The sequence below is a fragment of the Pelorhabdus sp. sgz311001 genome (assembly GCF_055901755.1).
Window position 1 is genome coordinate 962,692 of the sequence record NZ_JBVXUT010000001.1, and the last position, 19,501, is coordinate 982,192.

Annotated in this window: 20 protein-coding genes; 17 read left to right on the forward strand and 3 right to left on the reverse strand. The window is 41.9% G+C overall.

Annotated features, from left to right (window positions below):
• The first annotated feature begins 25 nt into the window (after window positions 1-25).
• Both AC0MXB_RS05000 and AC0MXB_RS05005 read left to right on the forward strand, forming a co-directional pair.
• Window positions 26-1,285: a saccharopine dehydrogenase family protein gene (locus AC0MXB_RS05000; RefSeq protein WP_474038507.1), complete on the forward strand. Its 1,260-nt coding sequence runs from the start codon at window positions 26-28 to the stop codon at window positions 1,283-1,285.
• A 127-nt stretch (window positions 1,286-1,412) separates the two neighbouring features.
• A complete protein-coding gene (locus AC0MXB_RS05005) occupies window positions 1,413-1,655 on the forward strand; it encodes a heavy-metal-associated domain-containing protein (RefSeq protein WP_474038508.1) in 243 nt (80 codons plus the stop codon).
• 1 nt (window position 1,656) lies between these two features.
• Here the strand turns inward: AC0MXB_RS05005 and AC0MXB_RS05010 are convergent, their stop codons facing one another.
• The gene (locus tag AC0MXB_RS05010; RefSeq protein ID WP_474038509.1) at window positions 1,657-1,932 is read right to left on the reverse strand and encodes a hypothetical protein; all 276 of its coding nucleotides are present in this window, start codon (window positions 1,930-1,932) and stop codon (window positions 1,657-1,659) included.
• Between the two features lie 175 nt (window positions 1,933-2,107).
• Between AC0MXB_RS05010 and thiD the strand changes: the two genes are divergently transcribed.
• The 10 genes from thiD to AC0MXB_RS05060 all read left to right on the forward strand — a co-directional run bounded on the left by thiD (window position 2,108) and on the right by AC0MXB_RS05060 (window position 11,373).
• Window positions 2,108-2,911: a bifunctional hydroxymethylpyrimidine kinase/phosphomethylpyrimidine kinase gene (gene thiD / locus AC0MXB_RS05015; protein ID WP_474038510.1), complete on the forward strand. Its 804-nt coding sequence runs from the start codon at window positions 2,108-2,110 to the stop codon at window positions 2,909-2,911.
• Window positions 2,908-4,113 (forward strand): putative hydroxymethylpyrimidine transporter CytX, encoded by a 1,206-nt coding sequence (cytX, locus tag AC0MXB_RS05020; protein WP_474038511.1) that lies wholly within the window; start codon window positions 2,908-2,910, stop codon window positions 4,111-4,113. Before thiD ends, cytX begins: the two co-directional genes overlap by 4 nt.
• A 64-nt stretch (window positions 4,114-4,177) precedes the next feature.
• Entirely contained in the window at window positions 4,178-4,756 is a 579-nt protein-coding gene (locus AC0MXB_RS05025; protein ID WP_474038512.1) for a carbonic anhydrase, read from the forward strand.
• Window positions 4,757-4,794: 38 nt separating this feature from the next.
• Window positions 4,795-5,205, forward strand: a complete 411-nt coding sequence (locus AC0MXB_RS05030; RefSeq protein WP_474038513.1) for a CBS domain-containing protein — start codon at window positions 4,795-4,797, stop codon at window positions 5,203-5,205.
• Window positions 5,206-5,227: 22 nt separating this feature from the next.
• Entirely contained in the window at window positions 5,228-5,788 is a 561-nt protein-coding gene (locus tag AC0MXB_RS05035) for a hypothetical protein (RefSeq protein ID WP_474038514.1), read from the forward strand.
• 41 nt (window positions 5,789-5,829) lie between these two features.
• On the forward strand, window positions 5,830-7,053 hold the full coding sequence (locus AC0MXB_RS05040) for a PucR family transcriptional regulator (RefSeq protein WP_474038515.1): 1,224 nt from the start codon (window positions 5,830-5,832) through the stop codon (window positions 7,051-7,053).
• Window positions 7,054-7,262: 209 nt separating this feature from the next.
• Complete coding sequence (gene gabT, locus AC0MXB_RS05045; protein ID WP_474038516.1) at window positions 7,263-8,579, forward strand: 4-aminobutyrate--2-oxoglutarate transaminase; 1,317 nt, start codon at window positions 7,263-7,265, stop codon at window positions 8,577-8,579.
• Between the two features lie 164 nt (window positions 8,580-8,743).
• Window positions 8,744-9,895, forward strand: a complete 1,152-nt coding sequence (locus AC0MXB_RS05050) for an ABC transporter substrate-binding protein (protein ID WP_474038517.1) — start codon at window positions 8,744-8,746, stop codon at window positions 9,893-9,895.
• A gap of 72 nt (window positions 9,896-9,967) precedes the next feature.
• Window positions 9,968-11,128: an iron-containing alcohol dehydrogenase gene (locus AC0MXB_RS05055; protein WP_474038518.1), complete on the forward strand. Its 1,161-nt coding sequence runs from the start codon at window positions 9,968-9,970 to the stop codon at window positions 11,126-11,128.
• Complete coding sequence (locus tag AC0MXB_RS05060) at window positions 11,125-11,373, forward strand: 2-hydroxymuconate tautomerase (protein ID WP_474038744.1); 249 nt, start codon at window positions 11,125-11,127, stop codon at window positions 11,371-11,373. Before AC0MXB_RS05055 ends, AC0MXB_RS05060 begins: the two co-directional genes overlap by 4 nt.
• A gap of 62 nt (window positions 11,374-11,435) precedes the next feature.
• On the opposite strand, the gene AC0MXB_RS05065 is transcribed toward AC0MXB_RS05060, so the two are convergent.
• Window positions 11,436-12,341: a chemotaxis protein gene (locus AC0MXB_RS05065; protein ID WP_474038519.1), complete on the reverse strand. Its 906-nt coding sequence runs from the start codon at window positions 12,339-12,341 to the stop codon at window positions 11,436-11,438.
• A gap of 261 nt (window positions 12,342-12,602) precedes the next feature.
• Between AC0MXB_RS05065 and guaB the strand changes: the two genes are divergently transcribed.
• Window positions 12,603-14,054: an IMP dehydrogenase gene (gene guaB / locus AC0MXB_RS05070; RefSeq protein ID WP_474038520.1), complete on the forward strand. Its 1,452-nt coding sequence runs from the start codon at window positions 12,603-12,605 to the stop codon at window positions 14,052-14,054.
• Window positions 14,055-14,142: 88 nt separating this feature from the next.
• On the opposite strand, the gene AC0MXB_RS05075 is transcribed toward guaB, so the two are convergent.
• Complete coding sequence (locus AC0MXB_RS05075; RefSeq protein ID WP_474038521.1) at window positions 14,143-15,048, reverse strand: polysaccharide deacetylase family protein; 906 nt, start codon at window positions 15,046-15,048, stop codon at window positions 14,143-14,145.
• A 122-nt stretch (window positions 15,049-15,170) separates the two neighbouring features.
• Between AC0MXB_RS05075 and AC0MXB_RS05080 the strand changes: the two genes are divergently transcribed.
• The 4 genes from AC0MXB_RS05080 to pssA all read left to right on the forward strand — a co-directional run bounded on the left by AC0MXB_RS05080 (window position 15,171) and on the right by pssA (window position 19,446).
• Window positions 15,171-17,192: a transglycosylase domain-containing protein gene (locus AC0MXB_RS05080; RefSeq protein WP_474038522.1), complete on the forward strand. Its 2,022-nt coding sequence runs from the start codon at window positions 15,171-15,173 to the stop codon at window positions 17,190-17,192.
• 57 nt (window positions 17,193-17,249) lie between these two features.
• Window positions 17,250-17,993: a WecB/TagA/CpsF family glycosyltransferase gene (locus tag AC0MXB_RS05085; protein WP_474038523.1), complete on the forward strand. Its 744-nt coding sequence runs from the start codon at window positions 17,250-17,252 to the stop codon at window positions 17,991-17,993.
• Window positions 17,994-18,130: 137 nt separating this feature from the next.
• Window positions 18,131-18,769 (forward strand): phosphatidylserine decarboxylase family protein, encoded by a 639-nt coding sequence (locus AC0MXB_RS05090; protein WP_474038524.1) that lies wholly within the window; start codon window positions 18,131-18,133, stop codon window positions 18,767-18,769.
• Entirely contained in the window at window positions 18,766-19,446 is a 681-nt protein-coding gene (gene pssA, locus AC0MXB_RS05095; protein ID WP_474038525.1) for a CDP-diacylglycerol--serine O-phosphatidyltransferase, read from the forward strand. The genes AC0MXB_RS05090 and pssA overlap by 4 nt, the downstream gene beginning before the upstream one ends.
• The last annotated feature ends 55 nt before the right edge of the window (window positions 19,447-19,501 follow it).

Here is a 19,501-nt window from a genome sequence, read left to right on the forward strand (position 1 = left end):
TTTTAGAAGTAAAGGGAGGCCAAAAATGAGAAAAAATGTTTTAATTGTAGGTGCTGGTGGCGTGGCGCATGTAGTTGCTCATAAATGCGCGATGAACAATGATGTGTTAGGGGATATCTGTATCGCTTCACGTACCCAGCAAAAATGCGAGGCAATCATTGAAAGCGTGTTGCGCAAAAATCACTTGAAGGATAGGTCGAAAAAGCTGTACTCACGCACAGTGAATGCTTTAGATATCCCGGAAATGATTCAGTTGATTCAAGATACCCAGTCAGAAATTGTCATTAATGTTGGACAATCTTACATTAATATGGCGGTTTTAGAGGCCTGCATCGAGACAGGCGCTGTTTATATGGATACAGCAATTCATGAAGAGCCTGATAAGGTCTGCGAAAATCCGCCCTGGTATGGAAATTACGAATGGAAACGGAAAGATCGCTGTAAAGAAAAAGGCATTACTGCTATTTTAGGCGTTGGCTTTGATCCTGGCGTTGTGAATGCATGGTGTGCTTTAGCTCAAAAAGAGTATTTTGATACCATTGATACGATCGATATTCTTGATGTAAATGCAGGCAGCCATGGCAAGTACTTCGCTACTAATTTTGATCCAGAGATCAATTTCAGAGAGTTTAAGAAAGTCTGGACATGGATCGATCGCAAATGGGTGCAGCAGAAGGTACATTCTATCCGTGTTGACTATGATTTTCCTGTTGTAGGAAGTCAGCCGGTATATTTAACAGGTCATGATGAACTTCATTCTCTGTCTAAGAATATAGATGCCAACTCGATTCGTTTCTGGATGGGCTTTGGCGATCATTACTTAAATGTTTTTTCCGTTTTAACCAATATTGGTCTGACTTCGGAAAAACCAATAAAAATTGCTGAAGGTGTGGAAGTGGCGCCGCTCAAAGTGTTGAAAGCTCTACTACCTGATCCTTCTTCACTAGCGCCTGGTTACACTGGCAAGACTTGTATTGGTAATTATATTTGCGGTACGAAGAATCAAGAAGAACGGCAAATTTTCATTTATAATACGTGTGACCACAAGGAATGCTATAATGAAGTGGAAGCGCAGGCAATCAGTTATACGGCCGGAGTTCCGCCTGTTGCTGCTGCTTTATTAGTTGCTAGCGGCGAGTGGGATGTAAAAACCATGGTTAACGTGGAAGAACTAAATCCGACTCCCTTTATCGAACTTTTAAATCAAATGGGGCTACCTACAGAAGTAGTGGAAGCACCAAATTCATTTGATGTACCTGTGATTGAAAATCTAGATAATCTATAAAATCTTATAAAAAAACCTTTTGCGCTTGTATTTGGCAAAAGGTTTTTTTCTTATGTAGCAGGAAAAGTCCTGTGAAAAGCTAATTTATACAGTAAGTAAAAATCATTCTCAAAGAGGAGGAGTTTGGATGTGTAAAACTTGTGGCTGTGCCGCTGATACCAATATAGAACAGACGAATTTATCGTTAAAAGGGCTGAATCTGATTAATGCTTTGCCTGTTAAAAAAAGCTTGTTGGGACTTCCCGGTGTGTATCATGTTCATGTCCATGCTTTTAGTGGCAAGGCAGTTGTAGATTATAACCCAGCGAAGACGCCACTTACTGATATTGTTGGGCTTCTGACTGATAGAGGTCTTGAAGTCAGCTATTAAATCAATCTTTTTGTAAAAACAATGCACGCGCTAGGCGTTTGCTGCTGTAAACAACACATAAGAGACCAATAAGCAGCCAATAGCCTACGAAACCGAACAGAGTCCCCAGAAAGAAATTTTTTTTCTTGTGTAGAGAAGCTAGAGAAGTTCTCGTCTCTTTCTGGAGGAATAGTTTATGGCGCAGATAGTAAGTAAAGGAAAGATAGCCAAGGCAGGTGCCGACAATTTCGACGCGAACCTGATGGGCGAGTAGCGACTGCGCCAAAGCGTGAGTCATAAAACCATCTTCTTTCTTGGTATTTAAACCTCTGCTTGTTATTATGCCCAGTTTTACTGGTTTAGTCAATCAAATAGAGTCAGTTTTAATTCAAACAAAGGAATGGTTCCAAGAAAGCAGTTACGAGAACATCCTATCTGGGTGTTCTTTATTTATGTAAAAGGGAGAGATTATCATGAAAAAAGTCCTAACAATTGCTGGTTCGGATTCCAGCGGTGGCGCAGGGATTCAAGCTGATTTGAAAGCTTTTTCGGCGCAAGGCGTATTTGGCATGAGTGTTATTACCGCTGTTACAGCACAAAATACTCAAGGCGTTTTTGCCGTTCAAGATATTGATGAAGCGATTATTGCCAAGCAAATAGAAGCAATTTTTACTGATATTTCAGTAGACGCCGTAAAGATTGGGATGGTTTCTCGTACAGAGACGATAAAAACGATTGTTCAAGGTCTGATTGCTTATGAGGCCAAAGAAATTGTCGTTGATCCTGTAATGATTTCAAAAAGCGGCTATCATCTGTTGCAGCCAGAAGCGGCTCATACGCTGATTACGGAGTTGCTGCCCTTGGCTACGATTGTTACGCCAAACATTCCCGAGGCAGAAGAAATTACTGGCCTAACGATTCACACAGTAGCAGACATGAAAGAGGCGGCTGTAGCCATTCATAAACTAGGACCGCGTTATGTCTTGTTAAAAGGCGGCCATTTAGAAACAGCAGCAACAGATATTTTATTTGATGGCGAAGCCTTTACTCATTTTGATGCGCCGCGTATTCCTACAAAGAATACTCATGGTACAGGTTGTACCTTATCGTCAGCACTAGCGGCTAATTTAGCAAAGGGACTATCAGCAAAAGAAGCAGTAGCCGTAAGTAAGGCCTATATTCAAACCGCCATCGAACATTCTTTCGCCATTGGAAAGGGCGTTGGACCAGTTCACCATTTTTATGATTTATACAAAAGTGCAGGTTTGCTAAAATGAATCTTAAGAATGAATGTAACCTGACTTTTTCTCACTTTCTATTTCTTTGGTTTGGGGCTGCTGTATCCATTGCGGAAATTTTGACAGGCGGATTATTAGCTCCCCTTGGTTTTCAGGATGGGCTTATTGCCATTTTGCTCGGACATTTCATTGGAACTATCATTTTAGTGTTAGGCGGCTTTATCGGTTCTGAGGCAAGAATTCCCGCTAGTGTATCAATACGTATTTCTTTTGGCGTATATGGATCTTATCTATTTTCTGTTTTAAATATTTTACAACTCGTTGGTTGGACTGCTGTCATGATCCTGACGGCGGCACGATCAGTCAATGAAATTACAAAAGCACTTTGGAATTATGACAATTTTTCTATATGGGGAATAGGTATTGGCGCTCTTGTTTTTCTCTGGATTTTACTAGGCCGCGAGGGCGGGCTAAAACGGCTTAATATGGTTGCTGTATTTTGTTTGTTTATCATGACTCTTGTATTAAGTAAAGTAGTCTTTCATGATGGCGCCGTTTATTCTCTGCCAGCAAGCGGAACGATGAGCTTCGGTGAAGCCCTTGAGTTAAGCGTCATTATGCCGCTGTCTTGGCTGCCGCTTATTGCAGATTATACGCGGTTTGCCAAAAGTAACGGAGCTGCTGTTTGGGGAAGCGGGCTTGGCTATTTTTTTGGTAGCTCCTGGATGTATATCATTGGTCTTGGCGCTGCTCTTGTTGCCGCAAATCCAGAGCCTTCCGCGATGCTATTAGCAGCTAATCTGGGGCTTGCCGCATTAGGAATTGTTGTGTTAGCAACGGTCACGACGACCTTTCTTGATGCTTATTCCGCTGGCGTCAGTTTTTCCAATATTGTCGGCGCTTTGGGGGAAAAGCCGATTGCCCTTATTATGACAATCATCGGGACTGTTTTAGCTCTCCTTGTTGATATGGAACAGTATGAAAATTTCTTATTAGCCATTGGTTCTGTCTTTGCACCGTTTTTTGCTATTTTGCTTACGGAATATTTCTGGTTGCAGCATCGCAGAGTGCACGATCACTTGCTGATTAATTGGCGAGCTCTATGTATTTGGGCAATTGGCGTTGGTTTATATTATCAATTAATTGAAATGCAGCTTGTAGTCGGTGCTACAATTCCTGTTATTATTTTTATAGCCCTTTTCTACCGTTTATTTGCTAAAAAACGTGAATTTTTATATTAATTATATGCTGATTTTAGGCGAAATAGAATTATACTAAAGAAAACATGAGAGAGCTGGTGAGAATATGATCAAAGCAGCAGATGCTTTACAAAAATTACTCGATGGAAATAATAGGTTTTGCCAAGGTGACGCACAACGGGCGCATCTTGATGGAAAGCGGCGTTCAGAACTTCTAACAGGCCAAAATCCTTTTGCGGTTATTGTCTGCTGTTCTGATTCGAGAGTTCCGCCTGAACTAATTTTTGATCAGGGGCTCGGCGACCTTTTCGTTGTCCGCAATGCCGGACAAATTGTGGATGCTGCTGCTTTGGGGAGCATTGAGTATGCTGTTGCCAAGCTAGGTGTACCCTTAATTTTTGTTCTCGGTCATGGTGATTGTGGTGCTGTGAAAGCAGCTGTTGCTGGTGCCAAGTTTCCGGGACATTTAAATTCTGTGATTGCCGAAATTGAGCCTGCTGTCGTACAAGCTAGAGCAGAACAAGGTGATCTTACTGACAATGCCATTGGTAAGAATGTTGATTTAATTATCGAAAAAATTTCTCATTCTGAACCAATTTTAAAAGAAGCAATTGCGGAAGGAAAGGCACGAATTACTGGCGGTGTCTACCATTTAGCAAGTGGTCAGGTGGAATTGCGTCCTTAAATACCAAAATTAATGCAGTAAGATAAGGTGGATGTACTATGAATATTGCGTTTTTCTTGATTCCGAAAGAAGAAGTTGTTTATTTGCCGATCACAAGCACGATGCGGCAAGCTTTGGAAAAAATGGAATATCATCGTTATACAGCAGTACCGGTTATCGATGAGAATGGAAAATACGCGGGGACCGTCACAGAAGGTGATTTACTTTGGAAACTGAAAAACACGCCTGAACTGACTTTTTTAAACACCCATAAAGTGATGCTCAAAGATATTGCTTGGCGGATGACGAATACGCCGGTTAAGGTGAGCGCCGAAATAGAAAGTCTGCTTTCCTTAGCAATTGATCAAAATTTTATCCCTGTTGTTGATGACAGTGACATTTTTATTGGTATTATTCGCCGCCGCGAGATTATTGAATATTACGCTAAAAAGTCGCAAGAATGGGAGTAGAAAAAATTTTATGAGGCAGGGGATGCGTCTGTTTAAAATCGTCACCGGACTGTTCCTTGGTCTTACTGTGCCAGGAGGCTATCTTTATTATCAGTATGTCACTTTTCCAGTTGCCCAAGACACTGCCTTGGTGCAAGAAAATAAAATACAGGAACACCAAACGCCTGATACACAAAATTTTGGTAGAAATAGTGAAATAGCAACAGATGAAGGCCAGACCATGCCGAATCTTTCTAATTCGGCATGGCAGCTCAGCGATGATAATAGCAAAGCAACACTATATATTGATCGCAATACGGTAAACAAAGCGAATTTTTCAGACAAAGCGATTTTAAAAATTCATGTAAAGTATGATTACAAGTATGAAGATATGATTTTTGGCTCAGAATTAGTGTGCACGATCTTTGAGGTTTGGCTCCAGCCTGATTCGCATACCTTTCGTATTGTAAAAAGAGAGAATTTTAATAAGTTAGGGCAACGATTGGCGATTCGCCGCTATAGCCCAAAAGGCGAATGGAAGAGCTATTATGATGATGAAATATGGCAGACTACACTAGAAAAGGCAGCAGATATGTACAAGTGAGAACGATGAAATAATTAGTGACAGGAAAGGATCGATTCTTTTTGATTAGCTATCAAAAAATCCTGCAGCTCCGTTCTTTGCAGAAAGCGAAGCTTGTAGCAGGCGAAGCGGGGCTGAATAAGCTAGTACGCTGGGTCCACTTTATTGATCTTCCTGACGTACTGCCCTGGGTTCAGGGCGGCGAACTTTTAATTATTACTGGAATTGGTTTACAAGGTGATAAAGATCGTTTGCAGGATTTAATTCATGGTATTATTCAAAAAAATCTTGCTGGTCTTATTGTCAATGTCGGTCCTTATATTGAAGCAGTTCCCAAAGATATTTTAGTGATTGCTGATGAAGCCGGGTTTCCTATTTTTGAACTTCCTTGGGAGGTTAGACTTGTAGAAGTTACGCAAGAGATTTGCAGTTTGATTGTTACGAAACATGTGGCCGAACGATCTGTCAGTGATTTTTTAGAACAGCTTCTGTTAAAACCGATTGAACAAGTACAAGAGCTATTTGAGCGATCATCGGCGCTTCACTACGATCTGACGGTGCCGCAACAAGTTGGTGTGATTAGTCTGCAGGGCCTTGCTGAGACTTCTTTCCTGCAGACTGAAGCAGCAGAACAGTCTCGAGTTATCCTAAAAATGCAAATAGAACAGACTGCGAGAAGCGTTTTAACGCGACAAAATCGTACGGCTTTATCAATGACCTGGCTTGATACGATTGTTTTACTTTTGCCTGCTGTAAAAGTAGGATCTTTCCATAAGACCAATGAAGCCTTGTTGTCTGAGATTGCTGCAGAATTAAGGATAGCATTTCCCCAAGTGAAAATTGCTGCTGGCCTAGGCAAATCTGCCGATAGCCTAATCGAAATTCGTCGCAGTTATCACGAGGCCTCTAAAGCCTTATTATTTGGCGAATATAGCGCTTCTTCAGAATCAGTATATCTTTATGAACAATTGGGCATTTTTAAGCTGTTACTGGATTTGCCACAGGAAACGCTGTATAACTATTATAAAGAAGTGATGGAGCCCTTACTTGCCTATGATCGGAAATATAAAAGTGACTTGGTGACAAGTTTATATGTTTTTTTTGAGGAAAATGGCAATGCTGTGCAGACTGCAAAACGTCTCTTTGTTCATCGCAATACACTAGACTATCGTTTGAAGAAAATTGAAGATGTGACAGGCCGCAATTTAGCGAATCCTTATGAGCGTCTTACCTTACAAGTCGGAGCGTTGATTCATCGGCAGCTTTTTGGAGCAGAGTCTTCTTAACCTCCAACAACATATCGTATATATTCACAAAACAAAACCAATCTATTTGTGAGTATTGCACATGGCGCTGGCGTTCACTCTTTGTTACAATAAGTTCATACTTCTAGAAAGTCACACAATCATATAAGCAGACAAAGCGATGAAGCTAAAATTATATCTAAAGAAGATATGATTTTAGCTTTTTTTTCGCTTTGTGAGGAGGAGTTCTTATGAGTCAAATGAACAGCCAGACAGAAACATTACTGCAGCGTAAACAACAGGCTGTCGCCAGAGGCATTGCCAACTCAACGAATATTTTTGTAAAAAAGGCAAAAGGTGCTGTTATTACTGATGTAGAGGGTCGAGAGTATCTTGATTTTTATGCTGGCGTAGGCGTTCTCAATGCAGGGCACTGTCCGCCACCTGTCGTAAAGGCTGTGCAAGATCAAGCAGAAAACTTGCTCCATTCTTTTTTTGCTATTGCCATGTATGAGCCTTATATCACCTTAGCCGAAAAAATGAATGAATTAATGCCAGGGCGAGAACCAAAGAAAACGATGTTTGCGAATAGCGGCGCTGAAGCGGTAGAAAATGCCGTGAAAATTGCTCGTCATGCAACAAAGCGAAAAGGAATTATTGCTTTTGAGGCTGCTTTTCACGGGCGAACTTACATGACAATGGGATTAACCAGTAAAGTAAAACCTTATAAGTATAACTTTGGACCGTTTCCTTCGGAAATTTATAAAGTCCCTTCTGCTTACTGCTATCGCTGTCATTATCAAAGTTCTTATCCCGGTTGCGGAATGCATTGTCTAGAGAATTTCGACCGCTTCTTTGCTGCAGAAATCGATGCGGAGCATATTGCAGCAATGATTATTGAGCCGATTCAGGGCGAAGGCGGTTTTATTATACCACCGCCGGAATTTTTACCAGGGCTTAAAACAATTTGTGAAAAACACGGTATTTTATTTATTGCTGATGAAGTTCAGACTGGTTTTGCTCGCTCCGGTAAAATGTTTGCCATTGAGCATTGGGGTGTCGAACCTGATCTCATGACAACAGCGAAATCGATTGCTGCTGGCGTTCCCTTAAGTGCGGTAACTGGTAAAGCAACAGTGATGGACGCGCCTGATGGCGGCAATATTGGCGGAACTTATGGCGGAAATCCCTTAGCATGCGCTGCAGGAATTGAAACAATTAAGTATATTGAAACAGAAAAGCTCTGCGAAAAAGCAATACAAATCGGCCAAAAGACAATGGACCGTTTAAAGATACTGCAGGAAAGCTGTTCAGCTATCGGCGATGTGCGCGGAGTTGGTTCAATGATTGGCATCGAACTTGTTAAAGACAAGGTAACGAAAGAACCAGATAAAGATTTGACAGGAAAAATCATTAAGGCTTGTTTAGAAGATGGTGTAATTCTAATTGGCGCTGGAATTTTCAGCAATGTAATCCGACTCCTAATTCCGCTAGTTATTACCGATGAAGAACTTGATCGCGGTTTAGCTGTCTTAGAAAAAAATATTTTACGTTTTGCCAGTAAATAGCTAGTTTAAAACAGGAAAAAGGATGTTCTTACTCACTGAAGTAAACGCCTTACCTGTCTTATAAAAATAAAAGAATAAAACGAGAAAAGCGAAGACGCTGCTAAAAGAAAGTAAACTCTTTCTTTCCAGCGTCTTTATTTTCACTATTAAGAGGAGGCGAGTTTATGTTGAAAAAGATGATCGGAGTTGCACTGTTAGGTGCGTCTTTGCTCGTGTCAGGCTGTAGCGGCGGGTTAGGAAATTCCAATGAAATCAAAATTGGTGGCAATCTTGAAATGACAGGAAATACGGCAAGTTGGGGCGAGTCCATGGCCAAAGGGATTAAACTGGCTTTTAAAGAGGCTAATGAATCAGGTGGCGTACTTGGTAAAAAATTTAATTTTGTCATTGCTGATAATCGCTCCGAGCCGTCAGAGTCCGCTAATGCCGTGACCAAATTGATTACCCAAGATAAGGTGGCGTTAATCCTAGGAGCTGGCGGCAGTACGAATACCATTGCTGGCGCACAGATTGCTGCGGATAACAAGATCCCATTTATTACACCCTTTGCAACAAATCCGAAGGTGACGGCAGATGGCGAAAAGGTGAATGAATACGCGTTTCGTGTTTGTTTTATCGATCCATTTCAAGGTACTGTTATGGCCGGATTTGCCGCCAAAGATCTTCATGCTAAAACAGCAGCAATCTATGTAGATAACAGTGCCGATTATTCCAAAGGTCTGGCTCAGTACTTTGAAGATAATTTTGTGAAAAGCGGCGGAAAAATAGTAGCGAAAGAAGCTTACTTGCAAAAAGATCAGGATTATAAAGCTATTTTAACAAAAATAAAAGCAACAAACCCTGATGTTCTATTTGTGCCAGGCTATTATGAAGATGTCGCTAAAATTGTAAAGCAGGCCCGTGAGATGGGTATCATGATCCCTATTATTGGCGGTGATGCTTGGGATTCACCGAAACTTGTAGAAATTGCTGGCGCGCAGGCTCTTAATAACACCTATTTCTCGAATCATTATGCGCCTGATAACAGCAATCCGCAGATTGATAAATTTGTCGAAGCTTTCAAGAAAGAGTATAACCAAGTTCCCGATGCACCGGCAGTTCTTGGCTATGATGCTGCTTGTATGGCTATAGCCGCTATCAAAAATGCCAATAGCGCTGATCCGGTCAAAATTAAAGATGCTCTGACGAAAATTAAAGATTTACAACTTGTAACTGGTTTGGTTACGCTTGATAAATACCACAATCCTGTAAAGAGTGCTGTCGTTATGGAAATGAAGGATGGCAAACAAGTTTATAAAACGACGATTAATCCATAAAAAGACAAGTAGCCGCGGCAGTAAAGTTTAGAGACTTTGTGCCGCGGCTGCCAATGTAGGAGAGGGACTAGTATGAATGATTTCTTTTTTCGATTTCCCACAACGGTTCTTTTTGGTGAAAACACAATAGGCCACATTGGAGCGGAATGTAAAAAACTCAAAGCATCAAAGGCTTTTCTTGTTACAGGTAAGACGGCAACTAAACAGTCGCCTTATTTGCCGATTATTTTGCATGCCTTACAAGAGGTTAGCATTGATGTTCAGATTTTTTCTGATGTGGAAGCAGACCCAAGTATTGAAACGGTAGATCAAGGTGTTTTAGCGGCAAAAGAATTTGGTGCTGATCTAATCATTGCTTTTGGCGGCGGCAGTCCTATGGATGCGGCTAAATCAATCTCGATGGTTTTGACAAATGGGGGATCTATCCGGGACTATATGAAGGGAAGTCGACAGGTAGAAAAAGCAGCATTGCCGCTGATCTGTATTCCTACTACGGCTGGGACAGGCAGCGAGGTAACGGCTGGAGCTGTGACGACAGATAAGGAAAAGCAAGAAAAAATTGGCGTGGCTCATCCATTTATGCTGCCGCACCTTGCTATTGTTGATCCGCGGCTACATGTGTCGATGCCCCAAAGTGTAACTGCGGCTACGGGCATTGATGCTTTAACTCATGCTATTGAAGCCTATATTGCTACAAAGGCGGAGCCGATTAGCGATGCTCTGGCGCTTCAGTCAATTAGAATGATTGGGCAGTGGCTTCGTGTAGCTTATGCCAACGGCGATCATTTAGAGGCGAGAAGTCAGATGGCGCTAGCGAGTTTGATGGCTGGAGCTGCTTTTACAAACGCCGGTCTTGGCGCTGTTCACGGCCTAGCCCATCCGCTAGGCGCGCAGTTTGGTATTGCCCATGGCATTGCCAATGGCATCATGCTTCCCTTTGTGATGGAGGAGTGCTTAATTGCCGATTATAGTAAGTTTATACAAATCGCGCTAGCTCTAGGTGAAAATATAGCTGGGCTGACTCAAAGAGACGCCGCCTATCAAGCCGTAGCAGCTATAGTAAAGTTAAAAGAAGATATTTCGATTCCTAAAGGGTTGGGAGAGATAGGGCTTGACGAATCTGTTGTTGAAAAAATTGTTCCTGATGCTTTGTCTTATCGTCTTCTACCCAATAGCCCGCGGCGACTCACGCAGAAAAATCTAGAACGAATTGTGCGCAAAGCCCTTCAATAGCAGGAAATCATCTTTTTGAGCAGAATAGATACCTTATTCTATTAAGGGAGGCTATAAATATGCCGATTGTGCAAATTGATTTATTGGAAGGTCGCACCTTAGAACAAAAACGGGCATTAGCTAAAAAAGTGACGGAAGCGATTGTTGAAACAGCTGCTTGCCCGGCTGATGCGGTCAAGATTATTTTGCGTGAAATGCCAAAAGAACATTTGTCGGAAGGCGGCGTGCTTCGCTGCGATCGATAAATCAAAGACATAAAAAATCCGTGAGCGTAAAGCTTCACGGATTTTTTTATGTAACTTAAACTTTATAGAACATATTTGTCAACTAAATCAATTAGTTGTGCAATTTCAGGTTTTGATACTTGAGCAGTGGCACCGATGGTTTCACCTTTACGACGCATTTCTTCGTTGATGAGAGAAGAGAAGATAATAACAGGAAGCTTCTTTAACTTGTCATGCTGTTTAATTTTGTTCGTCAAATGATGGCCATCCATTTGCGGCATTTCAATATCGGTAATGACTAGATGGAGTTTTTCTTCGATCGGTTTATCATCTTTCGCCATGGCTTCTAACCGATTCCAAGCTTCTTGACCATTTTCGGTAAAGATAATATTTTCATAGCCAGACACATGTAGTGTTTCTACAAGCAGATCACGCAGCATCCGGGAATCTTCTGCGACCAAAATGGTTTTTTTGCGGCGTTTTGGTGCAATATCTGGAACAGCATCAGGCAGGGTCGTCATTTTTTCGTTGATTTCTGGATTGATTACGGAAATAATCCGTTCAAAGTCAAGAAGAATGACCATTTTTTCTGCCATTTTCACAATACCTACAACCATTTCTGATTCGGAGATATTCGGCGGCGGCTCCATTTCGGTCCAGGAAATACGATGAATCCGGGAAACCTCATCGACAAGAAAGCCCACAAAATAATTATTGAGTTCACTGACAATAATCTTAGGCGACGTAGATTGACCCTGAACGCCGAGAACGCGCGGCAGATTAACAAGAGGCATTACGCGGCCACGTAATGTGAAGACACCGTCCACATAGGGATGGGCATTAGGCATAATGGTAACAGGAACATGATTGATAACTTCACGGACCTTTGCAACATTAATGCCATAGTGAGTAGGGCCTACGGTAAACTCCACGATTTCAAATTCATTTGTACCGGTTTCTAATAAAATCCCTTTTTTATCATTAGCCATGTAATTCCCTTCCTTTTTCTTTAATAAATGCATTTGAAGACAATTCAACTGCTGAATTTACAAGCGACTATGTCTTATAAGAATATATTTTCCGTTGGCTGCCCTATTTCCTGCTAATCCTACATAATATTCGCTAATAATGAGTAGGAAATAAAAAGATTGTAAAATTTTATAGAATCGGTAAAAAAGGGTGGATTCCTTACTAGCATTTGTGGTATTATATTTGAAATACTTATACAGGAATCATGAGAGGAGTCGATTATGGATAATAAGTTTGCAAAAGAAGGACTAACATTTGATGATGTACTACTTGTTCCAGCTAAGTCAGAGGTTTTGCCGCGCGAAGTAAGTGTTGCAACAAATCTGACTAAAAATATTAAGCTCAATGTTCCGATTATGAGCGCCGGCATGGACACAGTTACGGAAGCTAGAATGGCGATTGCTATGGCGCGCGAGGGCGGCATTGGTGTTATTCACAAAAATATGTCTATTGAGCGTCAGGCAAATGAAATTGATAAAGTAAAGCGTTCCGAACATGGTATCATTGTAGATCCGATTTTTTTATCACCAGAAAACACACTGCAAGACGCCCAAAATTTGATGGAAAAATATCGGATTTCCGGGGTTCCTATTACCAGACAGGAAAAACTTGTCGGTATCCTGACAAACCGCGACTTGCGGTTTGAAACGAATCTTTCTTTAAAAATTTCTGAATGTATGACCCAGGAACATTTGATTACAGCTCCTGTAGGCACTTCGCCGGAAGAAGCAAAAGTGATCCTTGGTAAACATCGAATTGAAAAATTACCGCTTGTAGATGAACAGGGCAATTTAAAAGGACTTATTACAATTAAAGATATTGAAAAAGCGCAAAAATACCCTAACTCGGCAAAAGATGGCAAAGGCCGTCTGCTTGTTGCTGCTGCTGTCGGTGTTGGCGCTGATATGCTTGATCGTATCCAAGCAATTGTCGCTGCTAAAGTTGACGTAATTGTTGTTGATACGGCCCATGGTCATTCGTTGGGTGTATTAAAAGCTGTCGAAAAAATTAAATCATTGTATCCAGATCTTGATTTGATCGCTGGTAATGTCGCTACGGCAGAAGCAACGCGTGATTTGATTGCTGCTGGTGTTGACGCTGTAAAAGTGGGCATTGGACCAGGCTCAATCTGTACAACTCGTGTTATTGCTGGTATTGGTGTGCCGCAAATTACAGCTGTATATGATTGCGCTATGGCGGCGCAAGCTTCCGGCATTCCGATTATTGCTGACGGCGGTATTAAATACTCGGGCGATGTTGTAAAATCCTTAGCAGCTGGCGCAAATATTGTTATGCTTGGCAACATCTTTGCTGGGACGGAAGAAAGTCCAGGAGAAACGGAAATCTATCAAGGTCGAAGCTATAAAGTGTATCGCGGCATGGGATCGCTTTCGGCAATGGCTGCAGGCAGTAAGGATCGTTACTTCCAGGAAAATATGGACAAGCTGGTTCCAGAAGGAATTGAAGGTCGCGTTCCTTACAAAGGCGCTGTAGCTGATACGATTTTCCAACTTGTTGGCGGACTTCGCGCTGGCATGGGTTATTGCGGTACAAAAGATATTGCCGCACTTCATAAAGATAGTACTTTTATTCGTATTACTGGCGCAGGTCTCAAGGAAAGTCATCCACACGATATTAACATTACAAAAGAAGCGCCTAACTATAGTCTGTAATTCTTCTCTAAACAGCTCTAAAACATAATAAAAAACCGCCGTTTTCTTACAATAGGAAGAAAGCGGCGGTTCTTTTATTCATTTATTATTACCAAGCAGTCGGTGTACGCATATTGACTACTTTAAATTCAAAGCCTTGCGAGCGAAACAACTCGATAATATTACGCAATACTTTCATGGTTTCTTTATGACCTGTTCCATCATGCATAAGAACGATTGCATGGCTCCAGAGTGCTTGGCGCTGGATTTGTTCTGCTATATTGCCGTAAAGATCGGCCGCTTTACCGTCTGATGCATCGCCTGAACTAATATTCCAGGCAATATCACGATAGCCTTCCGTTTTTAGACGATCCCAGTACGCTTTTTGAAAATGGCCTACCGTTCCGCCTGGGGCGCGAGAAATCCGTGGACGAACTCCGATAATACCTTTAATAATTTCATCGGTTCGATGAATCTGCGCAAAATAAGCGTCAGGAGAACGATACAGATCACGATAATCATGGTTGTAGCTATGATTGCCAATCGCATGCCCTTCCGCAAAAATTCGTTTCACTAAATCAGGATGGGCTGCAGCTTGTTTTCCTACTAGAAAAAAGGTAGCGTGAATCTGATATTCTTTCAGTAAATCTAAGACATAAGGCGTATTTTCTGGATCGGGTCCATCGTCAAAGGTTAAATACACTGTCTTTGTTCCATAATAAGGAATCAGTTCAGGCAAACGAAGTGGTAAATTCTGTTGCTGTCGTTCGGTAACAAGAAAGTTATCGTATACAGGCTGGTCAGTTGTTAAATAGGCATTATCTTCTGCAATTAAGGTAAAAGCGGGGCGCGGCGGCGCTTCGGGGGCAGGTGTTACCGACACAGAAGCAGGTTCAGATGGTTCTTCTGTTGTCAGGTGCTCATAAGCGAAAGTGGCCAGAGGCGCGGCTATTAATAATAAACAAAAAAGCAGAGCGGCACGGCAAAGTATTTTAGATAGAGAGTATTGGAGCATGAATTTTAACACCTCAGGTTTCGAATAAAAGAGTGTAAATTCCAAATTCGACGTAAATCCTGCTATTCCTGCGTAAAGACAAATTGCTTTCGGGTATACTAAAAGAGTAGGGAGGTTTTTGCATGGCTGATCTTGTCAAGTATCAAGGAATTCGTTTTCTTTTTGGCCTATTTCTTACTCTGTTCCTCCTTTTATTCGGGGGACTTGCTTATGCTTTTTTTACACTGCCACAGACAGATAATCTAGAAAATATGCAATTTATGAATGCCACGCAGGTTTTTGATGTAAATGGTCGTTTAATTTCTAAATTATTTGAAGAAAACCGAGTAGTAGTGCCCATTCGTTCGATGAGCTATGAATTACAGCGCGCTGTTATTGATAATGAGGACAGCCGATTTTTTAGCCATGGCGGCGTGGATCCTATTGGGTTGGCGCGAGCACTATGGGTTGATATTCGTATGGGAACCTTGGCGGAAGGCGGTAGTACAATTACACAACAGCTTGCGAAAAACATGTTTTTGACGCAGGAAAAAACAGTCATTCGCAAACTGAAAGAAGTTTTGCTTGCTCTTATTTTAGAACAGCGGTTTTCTAAACAGGAAATTTTGCAGGCTTATCTCAATCAGGTTTATTTTGGCGAAGGCGCTTATGGCGTCGAAGCGGCGGCGCAGGTTTATTTTGGCAAGCACGCCGGAGAACTGACGCTTGGCGAAAGCGCTTTGTTGGCAGGTCTGCCACGTGGTCCCAATATTTACTCGCCTTATTCTGATTTATCGGCAGCGCTTTCACGGCGGGCTGAAATTCTAACCGGGATGGTTAAAATAGGTGATATTTCGCCGGAACAAGCGGCAGCTGCTAATGCAGAACCGCTTCAATTGATTGGGAAAAAGCGACGAGAAGTGCAAGCATCTTATTTTCTCGACTACATTGCCAATGAACTCGTAGGTCGCTACGGTGCCAATCGTGTTTACCGAGGTGGACTGAAAGTATTTACGACACTAGACATCAAAACGCAGAAAGCGGCGGAAAAAGTATTAACAAAACAACAAGGAGCTGTCTTGACGCTGGATCCGAAGACAGGGGCGATTCGAGCGATGGTCGGCGGTAAAAATTATGAAGAAAGTCAATTAAATCGGGTTATTACTGAAACAAGACAGCCAGGTTCCGCCTTTAAACCCTTTCTTTATGCGGCGGCTCTGCAGACTGGCTTGACAGCCAATGCTGTTATTCTTGACGAAGCAGTGAATTTTAATGGTTATCAACCGCAAAATTATGATAAGAAATACCGCGGTCCTGTTACTATGTCTAAAGCGCTGCGCGATTCTATTAATATTCCAGCAGTAAAAGTAGCGCAGCAGATCGGCATTGATAAGGCCTTGGCTTTGGCGAAAGCGGCAGGAATCACGACAATTCGCCCGGAAGATAATAATTTAGCTGCTGCTTTAGGTGGTTTAACCCAAGGGGTAAATTTAATTGAGCTGGCTAGCGCGTATACTATTTTTGCTAATGGTGGCGTTTATTCAAAGCCTATAGCAATCCTAAAAGTGCTTGATGAACATGATCAAGTTCTTGAGGAGACTACGCTTATGCAACAGAGTGTTTTAAGTCCCGAGATTGCTTACATTATGACCAAAATGATGACTGGTGTTTTGGAAACTGGTACAGGCACAGCTGGCAATATTGGTCGCAGTGCTGCTGGGAAGACAGGTACAACGGACCAGTATGAAGCAGCTTGGTTTATCGGCTATACTCCTGATCTGTTAACAGGTATTTATATTGGTAATGATGATCGAACTTCTGTCGGTTTATCAGGCAGTCAAGTCGCCGGTCTTTGGGGAGCTATGATGAATTCTGTATTAAAAGATCAACCGCCTGCGTTTTTTCCAGTACCGGCCAATATTACTGATAATATTCCGATTTGCGCTAATTCTGGGCGTGTACCTATTTTAGGCTGCACGGAAGTGGAAAAAAGCGCCTTTATAAAAGGAACAGAACCTTTTTTAGGAAAACTTATGCAGGAAAATCCGAGCGGAGCGGGCGCTAATGGCGATGGCGGCAATCAGGCAGACAAAGACAAGAATGATCGCGAATCGAGTAAATCTAAATGGCGAATTCCTTGGCTGCAGTTGCCGGGATTTTTATGATATGATACAATTTATAAGAATTGGAATAAAACTGAATCATAAGCAGGGTGAATATGGTTGCAAAATAAGGTTAGTATTCTTGGGATTCCCGTTGATGCTGTAACAATGGAAGAAGCTTTGACTTGCGTTGAAGCAATGGTGGCGGGGAAACCAAAAGAAACAGAAAAACTTTCGTTGATTGCTACAGCAAACGCGGAAATGGTGATGATGGCTCAGGAAGATCAGGAGCTTGCCTCAATTTTATCAACAGCTGATTTAGTCGTTCCTGACGGCGCTGGCGTTGTTTGGGCAGCCTCCTATTTGGGAAAACCGGTGCCAGAGCGAGTCGCTGGTTTTGATTTGGCGCAGCGTCTGTTTGCAATTAGCGCTAAAACGGGGTATCGCCTTTATTTTTTAGGTGGTGCACCAGGTGTAGCTGCGAAAGCTGCTGAAAAAGCTCGCGAACTTTATCCTGGTATTACGATTGTTGGAATTCAGGATGGTTACTTTAAAGAGGAAGAGACAAAATCGATCATTGATGCTGTTAACAAAAGTAAAGCCGAACTATTGTTTGTCGCTCTTGGTGTTCCTAAGCAGGAAAAATGGATCGAGAAGCATCGGAACGAACTAACTGTTCGTGTCGCTATTGGCGTAGGCGGTACTTTTGATGTTATGGCTGGCGTGATGGAGCGGGCGCCGCTTTGGATGCAAGAAGCAAGATTAGAATGGCTCTTTCGACTTTTCAAGCAACCGAGTCGATTTATGCGGATGATGGCACTGCCCAAATTTGTGCTAAAAGTACGAGCAGCCAAAAAGAACTGATTAGCTAAGGAATTCTCTTAGATAAAAGGTTGTCAAGAGACATGGGCTATATTATAATAATTTGAGACAAGATGGGGCAAGTGTTGACTTGCTTCTTGTTTTTACGTGCGTAAATAGGTGCATCAGGAGGTGGATAGATGATTAAAGCTCCTATTGTAAGAGAAGGATATATTTACATTGCTATACTCGCCTGCCTGACAGTTATTGTTGCAATGGTGATGAATATTTACTGGAGTATTATTCCTGGCGTTTTATGCTGTTTTGTTACGTTCTTTTTTCGTAATCCAAGACGGAGTATTCCCGCAGACGATACATTGATTTTGTCTCCAGCAGATGGAAAAGTCATGAGTGTAGTAGATTTTTATGATGAAGAATTTTTACATGAAGAAGCCATTCGTGTGACGATTTTCCTTTCCGTATTTGATGTGCATGTAAATCGCAGCCCGATTGCCGGTGAAATTGTTTACCAACAGTATACTTGTGGCCGCTTTCGACCTGCTTACAAAGAATCGGTAGGCTGTGAGAATGAACGTCATTCGATTGGACTCGAAAATGACTGCATGAAAGTGCTTGTTACGCAGATTGCCGGCATTTTAGCGAGAAGGATTGTTTCCTGGGTTACGCTGGGTAATAGCTTGACCAAAGGGGAACTGTACGGCATGATTAAATTCGCCTCATGTACGGAATTGGTCATGCCCAAATCGGTGGAAGTCCTCGTAAAGAAAGGCGATCGCGTCCGTGGCGGGGAAACCATCATTGGGAGGATGCAACGTTGAAAAGTATTATACCGAATGGATTAACGGCTCTTAACTTAGTCTTTGGCATGTTTGCCATTATGCAAACCTTTCATGGCTATTATTACACAGCAGCCCTATTGATTTTTGCCGCTATGATCGCCGATGGGTCAGATGGTCGGGCAGCCCGCTATTTTAAAGTCAGCAGCGAATTTGGCAAAGAACTTGATTCACTCTGTGATTTGGTGTCTTTTGGTGTAGCGCCAGCTTTTTTAGCTTATGTTTATTGCCTGCATGAATTTGGTTTTTTGGGGCAGGTTGTCGCTGTTTTTTTCGCCACTTGCGGTGCGTTGCGGTTGGCACGATTTAATGTGAATACAACAACTGTAAAAGGTTATTTTATGGGATTGCCTATTCCGGCAGGCGGCTGTGTTGTAGCGACTTTTATTATGACAGGCATTCAGCCTTCAGGATACTGGTTTCTTGGTTTTGTAGCGATTTTTGGCTATCTAATGGTTAGCACAGTTCGCTATCCTGATTTTAAAGGCAAAGGCGAAAAAATTTATCGAATTGCCATTATTTTGGCTGTGGCAACTGGCGGATATCTTTTTTATGCATTACCGCATTCTTACCTCTTTGCTCCTTTCTTCACTTATGCTGTGTTCGGTATCTTCAACAGTATTTTACGACTTTTGGATTATAAATCAGCCTTGTCGTAAACAATAAGAAGAGCCACCTTTTTAGCTTGTCCCCAAAGATAATTTGGATAGATAT